The organism is Arachidicoccus sp., assembly GCF_050436765.1.
Taxonomy (GTDB): Bacteria; Bacteroidota; Bacteroidia; order Chitinophagales; family Chitinophagaceae; genus Arachidicoccus.
Genome location: NZ_JBNQGD010000358.1, coordinates 1 through 9,895, shown reverse-complemented (window position 1 = coordinate 9,895; position 9,895 = coordinate 1). Strand labels below are relative to the sequence as shown.

5 protein-coding genes and 1 pseudogene are annotated in these 9,895 nt (G+C 36.8%); 2 read left to right on the top strand and 4 right to left on the bottom strand.

Going from position 1 to position 9,895, the window contains the following annotated elements:
* Nucleotides 1–167 precede the first annotated feature (167 nt).
* The 4 genes from ACQR30_RS15225 to lon form a co-directional block, all read right to left on the bottom strand.
* Nucleotides 168–2,960, bottom strand: a complete 2,793-nt coding sequence (locus tag ACQR30_RS15225; protein ID WP_429736614.1) for a glycoside hydrolase family 2 protein — start codon at nucleotides 2,958–2,960, stop codon at nucleotides 168–170.
* 89 nt (nucleotides 2,961–3,049) lie between these two features.
* A complete protein-coding gene (locus ACQR30_RS15220; protein ID WP_429736613.1) occupies nucleotides 3,050–4,045 on the bottom strand; it encodes a glycosyltransferase family 9 protein in 996 nt (331 codons plus the stop codon).
* A 1-nt stretch (nucleotide 4,046) separates the two neighbouring features.
* Nucleotides 4,047–5,339: a prolipoprotein diacylglyceryl transferase gene (locus tag ACQR30_RS15215; protein ID WP_429736612.1), complete on the bottom strand. Its 1,293-nt coding sequence runs from the start codon at nucleotides 5,337–5,339 to the stop codon at nucleotides 4,047–4,049.
* Between the two features lie 236 nt (nucleotides 5,340–5,575).
* A complete protein-coding gene (lon, locus tag ACQR30_RS15210) occupies nucleotides 5,576–7,978 on the bottom strand; it encodes an endopeptidase La (protein WP_429736611.1) in 2,403 nt (800 codons plus the stop codon).
* A gap of 648 nt (nucleotides 7,979–8,626) precedes the next feature.
* Between lon and ACQR30_RS15205 the strand changes: the two genes are divergently transcribed.
* Together ACQR30_RS15205 and ACQR30_RS15200 are read left to right on the top strand one after the other, a co-directional pair.
* Nucleotides 8,627–9,328: a 16S rRNA (uracil(1498)-N(3))-methyltransferase gene (locus ACQR30_RS15205; RefSeq protein ID WP_429736610.1), complete on the top strand. Its 702-nt coding sequence runs from the start codon at nucleotides 8,627–8,629 to the stop codon at nucleotides 9,326–9,328.
* Nucleotides 9,329–9,344: 16 nt separating this feature from the next.
* Nucleotides 9,345–9,895: pseudogene (locus ACQR30_RS15200) on the top strand (hypothetical protein); the annotation flags it as partial.

Genomic DNA, 9,895 nt, shown 5'->3' with positions numbered 1-9,895 from the left:
GCTTGTTCCTCAAACCGAAGAAGATATTAACCAAATTGAGTGGGTCTCTAAAACTGTAGCTGCAGAGTATCTCAAAAATAGTTACCCTAATATTGTTAACATCCTGGAAAAAAGCGGATATGTTTGATCCGCTTTTCTCTACTCTATTACTATAAGATATTTCCCTTTTACTGCGCCTTCAATTTCTGACTAACACTATTCCATCCGGATATAATAATGTTAACTGGCTTATTGAGTAATAAGGAGGAAGGTACCCTTACTGTTAATATTTGTGCCTCACCTGGTATTAGCGAAATATAATTATCCGACCAAAAACTGGGCAGCACTTCTTCCCCGTGCTGTATTAATTGTAGCCGAGTGAAAAACGCCATTTGTTTGCTAATATTCTTTATTTGAAGGCTAAATGATTCGCTGCCTTTCTGTCTCGCTATGCTTATTATGTTCGCTGAAATTTTCGCGGTCGGCATTTTATTTAATGCTTGATAATCATTGTCTTTTGCAGTCCAATAAATATTTCTTGAAACCATTTCACCGGCCTCATCTCTTAAATGCAAATCAATAAAACAAAAGTTCGGGTTTTGTTGCAAATAGCTTTTTAGCGACAACGCGAATGCGGCATCATCGGAGGCTATATCGGAAACTTTTCCAGAAGTATGAAACTCCTTCTTGCCATCCACTGAATATACATCGGCTTCAGCCAGATATCTTTTAGAATTAAACCGGGTTCTATTAATTACGGCAACCGAAGAATCATTCCGATTGAATTGAATATGAATAGGTTCACAAGCGTTTTTCATGAAATAATAACCAGCATTCGGTAATAAATACCAATCGTAAATTTGCCAAATCACACTTGGGAAAGCAGCATTTAATTTCCATAGCATTACGCCTCCAGTTTGACTTATTTTAGAATTAGCCGCCTCAAAAATTGCCTGATAACCGGTCGCGTTCATTAATTGCATTTTATTAGAAAAACTATCAATATCCATTGGTTGTCCATATCTTACAACCATATCTTGATAATATTTATCGTACATCCCAGCGCCAGTACATGCATCATGATAGCCCCAAACATTATTCATCGGAAAAGGTAAAAGGGTATCCCAAACAAGATTGGGAATCACCTTTCTTAGTGTATTTAAAGGCGGTTGCGACGGAATCCCTGTTTCATCTTTGAATACCCAATCCTTTTGCGCGTCAGCTAAAGCATAATAATCCTTGGGATCTTCCCAATGGTATGGGCCGCCACTATACACGCCGGCAGGTAGATTATCCGGCCACGCTTGAGGCCAATCTTTTGGTAGCTTTGCATATCCAGAAGAGCTTGGTATAAAAGGCCTTGTACCATCTAATTCAATAATTGATTTACGCATTGCATCATAAAGTTCTTTTCTGGCATGCCCTTCATTTCCCCCTGTCCAAACCAATAGGCTTGGATGATTACGAATACTTAAAATAGAGCTACGCATATTTCGTACAAACACCTCTCCCTGAAAAGGATAGTCAGGTGAGCCTTTAAATTCACCTTGTGTGTCACCGGTTACCCAAAAGTCATTCCACACTAACATGCCATGTCTGTCTGCCGCATCCCAAAATGGTTCAGGCGGCGTAATACCGCCACCCCAGATTCTTATCAAATTCAGATTGGCATTTTGGCAAAGATGCATTTCATAGTCAAATCGGGTAGCATTCCTATTCAACATCATATCAGGCACCCACGCACCGCCTACCAGATGTATGCGTTTCCCATTCACGTAAAAATATCTGCGTGCGTAATCATTAACAAAATTTAAAGATGAGCTTACTGTACGAATACCAAAGACAAAGCTGGTATCATCCAAAACCTTGTCTTCCTCTACATATTGCATTTTTATTCTATACAAATTAGGTGCTCCATAACCATTGGGCCACCATAACGCAGGGTTTTTCACCAACAAAGATTTTACATTATTTGCATTTAATTTAATTGTTTTGGAAGATTGAGCGTCTATAGAAATATTTTGAGTAAATGATATTTTTCTAATTGATTGATTATTAAAATTTTCTGGAGTTATACTAATTTTAATAGCCCCATTTATTTTTTTATTCCAATGATTATTTAAATCAAATTGTAAATCAATTTTAGCCATATTAGTATCAGGCAAATTGGGCAATTCTGTCACTAACTTGCTTTGGCCAAAAGTAACAGAACCAGTTTTTCGTAGATAAACAGGCTGCCAAATGCCCATATTTCTGTCTCTTACTGCGGGTACCCAATCCCAACCCACGGAGCAGAGCTCAGTTACGTTTTTTCCGATATCTCCGGTTGGACCACCATTTAGAAAGAAAGATCCCAATGCTTTTAACTGCGCCGAATCCGGCTTACCAGGGTAATCAAGCGGATAAATCTTTACAGCTAACCCATTTTTATCCCCGTAATTAATAAATTTTGTTACATCAAAATTATATTTGGCAAACATACCCACCATTTCAGAAGAGTCTGCAATCAAATGACCATTTAGCCAAACTTCTGCGCGATAATTAATACCATCGAATATTAATTGAAAAGTTTGCCCTTTATCTGCCTTCGCTACCTTAAAATCGGTACGATACCAATAAGGGTCTTTCCATGGGTTTTTCACATTGGGCAAATAAGAATATTTAGATAAATGGTATGTCGCATTAAAGCTATCGGAGGCATCAGGGATCAACATATTATTCATTCCTATATAAGGGCTCGGGTATACATGATTTGCCACCAATGCGGTTAAAACTGTAGAGGGGACAGTCGCCTTAAACCATGGGATTTTGGAATCAAAATTAGGATTAGAGAGTTCTTTACCCCCTTCCTTAATTTGAGTGGAAGATTGTAATGCAAAAGATTTTATTTGAATTTGTTGTACAGTCTGTGCTTGGCAAAAATTGGCATGCAAGAGAAACGTGCTAAAAGCCAAAGTAAAAATACTTCTTACTAATTTCATTTTAAATTATTTGTATAAAGATAAGTGAAACACAAATTTAGAAAAATAGGCCCAATGGGTGTAATACTTATTTATCCAAAAACTATCTTTTAGCGACTATAGTTTTCTGCTAACTGTTGTGCAATCGAAGTTGTATCCTGATTTTTCATGCATTTAAAATGCTTCTTTGGGCAAGTTTTGGTTCCAAAATTCGAACAGGGTTGACAAGGCAAATCAGGCACGATAAAATTTTTGAACAAGGCGGTTTTTTTTGTGCCATAATAGGGTTCCACGGCCAACTTGGGTGAAGTGCCGCCCCACACGGCCATTACGGATTTTTGAAATGCACAGGCAATATATTGAAGCCCCGTATCGTGTGAAATAACCCAGGAAGATTTTTTAACCAAATCAGCAGACCCATTTAAGCTAAACTTGCCGCAAGCATTAAAAACAAGCGTAGATTTGCTTCCTGCTACGATCCTCTCACCTTCCACAAAATCTTCTTTTCCACCTAACAATATAATTGGTGCATTTATTTTGTCACAAAGTTCTATCAGTTTATCGACCGGTAATTTTTTGGTGTAATAAGAAGCACCAATTACCATGGCGCCAAAATAATCCCTATGGGTAAGGGGTAATGTATTCCAGGGAACTTCATCTTCTACGGGAATAAAATAATCCAACCCCAATCCATCATCAACGACACCCAATGTCTCCAGTGTTTCCAGACTACGCAGCGTAATATGTTTTCTGGGCATTACATCAATATGTAACTTGGTCAGAAGAAATTTCTGGATACTGAGCTTTTGATAAGAAAGCCATTTGGTCCGAAGTGAAAACCACAAACGCAGTGTTCGTAGGTTCTTATGTAAATCAATGATATAGTCGAAATGCTCGGCCTTTAATTCCCTTCTCAGTATTGAAAAGTTATCATCATAATAGTGAAATTTATCAATATAGGGATTAGCGATCGTAACTGCTTTGAACTTTTTTTTTGTAAGAAAATGGATTTCTGCTCTGGGATATTGTTTGCGCAAGCAACGAATAGCTGGTGTAGTTAAGACAATATCTCCAATAGACGAGAATCGGATAATCAAAAACTTCATCTTAATTAGGTTTGATGACTGGTATAAGTGGCTTGAAAAACTTCTTAGCCATCGTTACCAATAGGATACCCACCACCACTAATAACAATGATATAATTTCTGCCTGCGAGGGATGAAACAAAATATCATATTTAGTATTTACACGAATTTGTTCTATCAAGAAACGCTCCGCACCATTCACAATAAGATACCAGCCGAACATTTTGCCCGGATAGGTAATCTTCTTTCTAAAATACCATAAAATAGCAAATAGCAGAATCGACATAATAATTTCATATAAAGGTGTCGGGAATACTGGCAACGGCAAATAATTGCAATAGTCTCCCCAAGTGCAATTAGCCAGGGGAATTCCTTGGTTATTTACATTGTGAGGATAATTGTAGGCAAATAGCCAGTCCGGCAACCAACTGACTCCTTTGAAAGCCGCATGTTGTATTTCACCAACGATCCCGTATTGCTCTGAATGATCTTTAAAAATAATAGCCGCTTGCTTAAATTGTTCAGCTGTACACAAACTCAACTTTCCGTTAGAGTCAGAAAGATATGCGCTATTAATAATGCCCCAATCTCCATCACCTGCCACCTGACAACCAATACGACCCAATCCATAAGCAAGCATCAATGTCGGAGCTATAGTATCAGCGACATTGATAAAACGCATTTTATTTTTACTGAAATAATACCAAAGGGCGATGGTAGCAAATATTAAACCTCCGTAATAAGTAAGTCCACTTGCAGAAAACAAATTCCCCCAGGGATCCTGAATAAATCGATCCCAATTTTCGAGATTATCGAATATTTTAGCGCCAATAAATCCAGCGACAGCAGCGATAATAACAATATCTCCTACCCTGTCACTTGGCCAGATACGCAATGTTCTTTGTTCCGGCGTAGCTAATTTTAGTTTGTGTTTTTCTCTCCATTTTAAAAACGCAAAAATAATCCCCACTAATATCCCCACCGGCACATTCCCACTAGCTGAAAATATAAATTGTTGCGGATTAGCGAGGGCGGATTTAATGAAGAAAATGCCCAATATTTTATATCCCAATACAAATCCGAGTAAAAAATTTGAAAACAATTCAGCTGTAGAAGCAGGCTTGCCAACAGTTATTATTTTCTCCTTATAAGTAAAATAACCTAACGCCTGGCGGCGTTTAAATTCGCGTGAAATAAACCATGCTGTAATTAAAAATGCCAGCGCTACAAAAAAACCAAAAGAGTTGACAACTTTCAAAAAAGAAATTTTTACGCCAAACAAATCTTGAAAGAGGTAATATAAATTAGGATACATCTATAGTTATTTATTGTTGTCCGGTACGCAATAATACACAAAATTGCACGAATGGTATTCATTTAATTTCAAAAAAAATTCCCACATAGAAATGTGGGAACTATAACCCTTAAAACAACCAACATGAAAAGTTTATATAAAAAATGATCTTATATGTAATATTATTAAATTAATAACGTTTTCAAAGTTATAACATACTGTTTATAAAACAAAAAATAAATCTCGCTTATCTGATATTATTTCGTTAAGGCAAATTCCAATACCTCTTCCATTTCTCTTACGTAATGAAACTGAAGTCCTTTTATAAATGTAGCATCTATTTCCTGAATGTCTTTTTCATTTTCAACACATAGAATCAATTGTTTTAAGCCTGCTCTTTTTGCCGCCAGTACTTTTTCTTTTATGCCACCAACCGGCAATACTTGTCCACGCAGCGTTATTTCTCCGGTCATTCCTAAAAATGGCTTCAACTTCTTGCCAGTAAAAGCCGAAGTGATTGCTGAAAGCATAGTAATGCCGGCACTCGGGCCATCTTTGGGTACGGCTCCTTCGGGCACGTGAATATGAATATTCTTCTTGGAAAAGTCGTTTATATCAATCCCCAATTTCTTTGCGTTTGCCTTTACATAACTCAGTGCAGTCATAGCACTTTCTTTCATTACCTCTCCTAAATTGCCGGTAAGTTTAAGCTCTCCTTTTCCTTCAGATAGCAAGGCTTCAATAAACAAAATATCCCCCCCTACTGAGGTCCAGGCCAACCCTACAGCTACCCCCGGCATATTTGCCGTTTTGTATATCTCATTAGAAAAACGCGGTTTGCCCATCACCTCTTGGGTAAATTCTTCAGTAATAGAAGCAGGAAGCTCTTCTTCTAAGGCCACTTTTTTAGCAAGGTTACGCATTAAACTTGCTAACTGCCTGTCTAATTCACGTACGCCACTTTCGCGTGTGTAGCTTTCAATTATCTTTTCAAGAACCTTGTCGCTAATTTTGATTTTTTCTTTACCCAGACCATGCGCTTCTTTCTGTTTCTTAACCAAATACTTCTTGGCTATTTCTACTTTTTCCTCAATAGCATATCCATTCAGATTGATAATTTCTAATCGATCGCGCAATGCTGGTTGTATGTTTTGAATACTATTGGCAGTAGCGATGAAAAGCACTTTACTCAAATCATATTCTAATTCCAGATAATTATCATAAAACGTGTTATTCTGCTCAGGATCAAGAACTTCCAATAAAGCAGAAGAAGGATCTCCTTTATATTCACTACCAATTTTATCTATTTCATCTAAAATAATGACAGGATTAGAGGTTTTTGATTTTTTAATACTTTGCAAAATACGACCCGGCATAGCGCCGATATAGGTTTTGCGATGGCCGCGTATTTCACTTTCATCATGCAAGCCACCCAAGCTTAAACGAATATATTTTCTCCCCATCGCATTCGCAATACTCTTCCCCAGTGAAGTTTTACCGATCCCTGGAGGGCCCGCAAAACAAAGTATAGGGCTTTTCATATCGCCTTTTAATTTTAGCACGGCCAAATATTCCAAGATTCGTTCTTTTATTTTCTTCACACCGTAATGGTCTTGATTAAGAATCTTTTCAGCATATTTTAAATCGTAGTTATCTTTCGAAAAATCGTCCCAAGGTAAATTCAAAATAAAGTCTGTATGATTGTACAATACTGAGTAGTCTGGCGTGCTGGGGTGCATGCGCTCTAATTTTGCAATATTAGCATTAAACAACTCTTTGGCTGCTTCTGGCCATTTTTTAGTGTCGGCCTGCTTTTTCATTGCCGAAATTTCTAAGTCATTGTTGTCACCACCTAACTCATCTTTAATACTTTTGAGCTGTTGTTGCAGGAAATATTCGCGTTGTTGTTTATCTATTTCATTACGAGCGTTATTCGTTACTTTATTTTTTAACTCAGCAAATTGCAATTGCTTTTGTAAAAGAGTTACCAGACGAAGCGACCGATCTTTTATCAGATCAATCTCTAAAAGCTCTTGTTTTTCAAGTAATTCGCTATTAAGATTACTACTTACAAAATTGATCAAAAAGCCCGGATTTTCTATATTCTGCAAAATAATCGAAGCCTCTGTAGGAAGGCTGGGTGACAACTGTATTATTTGTGTAGCTAAATCTTTAATGCTACTTAAATGTGCCAAAAATTCCTCGTCTTCAGGCGATGGTGCTTCTTGCAAAACTTCTACGGCCGCTTTAAAATAAGGATCCTCCTGCGCTATACTTTTAACTTTAAATCTTTTTTTGCCCTGTATAATGATGGTCGTTCCCCCATCCGGCATTTTTATAAGTTTAATTATTTTAGCTATCGTCCCCACTTTGGTCAGATCTTTCGCAGAGGGTTCTTCTATGTTCACATCCTTTTGCGCCAAGACACCAATCAATTTGTTGCCTTTATATGCATCATTTACGGCATTGATACTTTTGTCCCGACCCACCGTAATGGGTATAACGACTCCGGGAAAAAGTACCATATTCCTCAACGGGAGCAAAATAATATTTTCCGGTACTTCTAAGTTTTCTAATTCTGCATCTATTTCATTCATTGGTAAAATAGGTAGAAATTCGTTATCGTCATTATTTTGAAATAGAATACTATTATTTGTCATATATTGTATTTTCGTAAAGTCAAGTTGTCGCTTTAATATTACCTAAAGCTAGGCTGAATCAATTTCAATTAAAATGCCAATGGTTAAATTAAATAAAAGTAAACACAAAATGGCGCAAAACGGGAATAATGCAAATATCAAAATGACTTTTTTACATAGATCTAAGTGAAGATTCCCATTGTTGGCACCGATTTGAAGAAATCTTCTTCAAAAATCCCTTTAAAGTGAAACTACATCCTATTTTTGTGCTCGATGCGGCTTCTTAACGCGTGTTATGCGCTCTCCTTCATTTTGGGGGATAAATAGCCAATCCAAAAATGAAAGAAATAATAAATTATATGATGTTTACGATTCAAATAAAGTCTAATATAAAAAATTACAACATGGCAAGTGGATGCTCCGATAAAGAAAACGTTATTTAAAATACGCGCCGTTGTTGATTCCGAAAATTCTTTTACCTTAGAAAAATATAAGATTAAATGGAATTTGATAACCTATTTTTATCCTAAAGATATAATTGTATTAAAACCCGCTGAAGGACTTTAATACAAATTATCTTGATCAGAAGATTGAGCCCAACTGAGGCCTATACTTTCTTTAAACCTATTTTAAAATATTCCACCATAGTTTTAACTGACTATTTTACAAATGCAATTACCCCTATTTTACGAACCCCAAATAGCTAAAGATTTATCCACTTTTAATTTGAGTGAAAATTCAAGTAAACATTGCGTACAGGTACTAAGAATGAAAATAGGTGACAGGTTGCACATAACAGATGGTTTGGGCAACCTGCTTACGGTACGAATTATATCTGCTCACAAAAAAAATTGTTCCGTAAAAATGCTTGACAGGAAGTTTTTTCCATCCGATAGAAAAAATCTGTGTATAGCTATTACACCTACCAAGAACAGCGCTAGAATGGAATGGCTTCTGGAAAAACTTACGGAAATAGGGGTAACAAAAATAATTTTAATGCAATGCGAGCATTCCGAAAGGCTCAACATAAGGTATGAACGATTACATCATATTTTAATATCCGCGATGCTTCAAAGTCAACAATTGCACTTACCTCAACTCTCAGAGTTAACAAGTTTCGAACAAGTCATTTCTAAAGAAAATTATGCAGAAAAATATATAGCGCATTGTGCAGATGATGCGGAAAAGGCTATCTTGCCAACAAATAAAACTGAGCAAAGTAAAATCATTCTTATAGGTCCGGAGGGCGACTTTTCACCGCATGAAATTGCACTGAGTAAGGCACATAAATATATTCCGGTATCTTTAGGTGAAACGCGCCTTCGCACTGAAACAGCAGGTCTGGTTGCCGCGGTATTATTATTACATTAAACAACTTTCTAATTATATGTCGACACGTAAAGTTATACATTGCATTTTCTTCTTTTCTATATTCATTGGTATCTCTAGTTGCCACAATCAAAAGAAAGAAAGGGCCGCCATCGATACATCCATTACACCTAAAACATCTTACAATAATCTATTTCTAGACAGTGCGGACATCCACGCATTTATCGAAAGAGATACTATTTACAAGGATTTTGAAACAATGTATATAGATTTTTATCGCCAAAGAAACTTCGAATTTGCCTGGTTCGATACAAGTGGTTTGATTGAGCAAGCAGGCAACTTCGTCAATTTGCTAAATAATGACACTGCTTCGGTGCAGGACAGTGAAAATAGGGCATCAGACAAAAAACTTCAACTGATATTAGAAAACTATAAAAGAGGAACGGCACATAACAAATCCCAAAAAGACATTATTAACGCGGAACTTACGCTCACGGGGGAATTTTTTAAAAATGCTCGGGAAGTTTTTAAGGGCAAGGGTAATATCGATGCGGAACAACTAGGCTGGTTTATTCCGAGCAAAAAAATTGACTTTGCTGGCTTACTCGA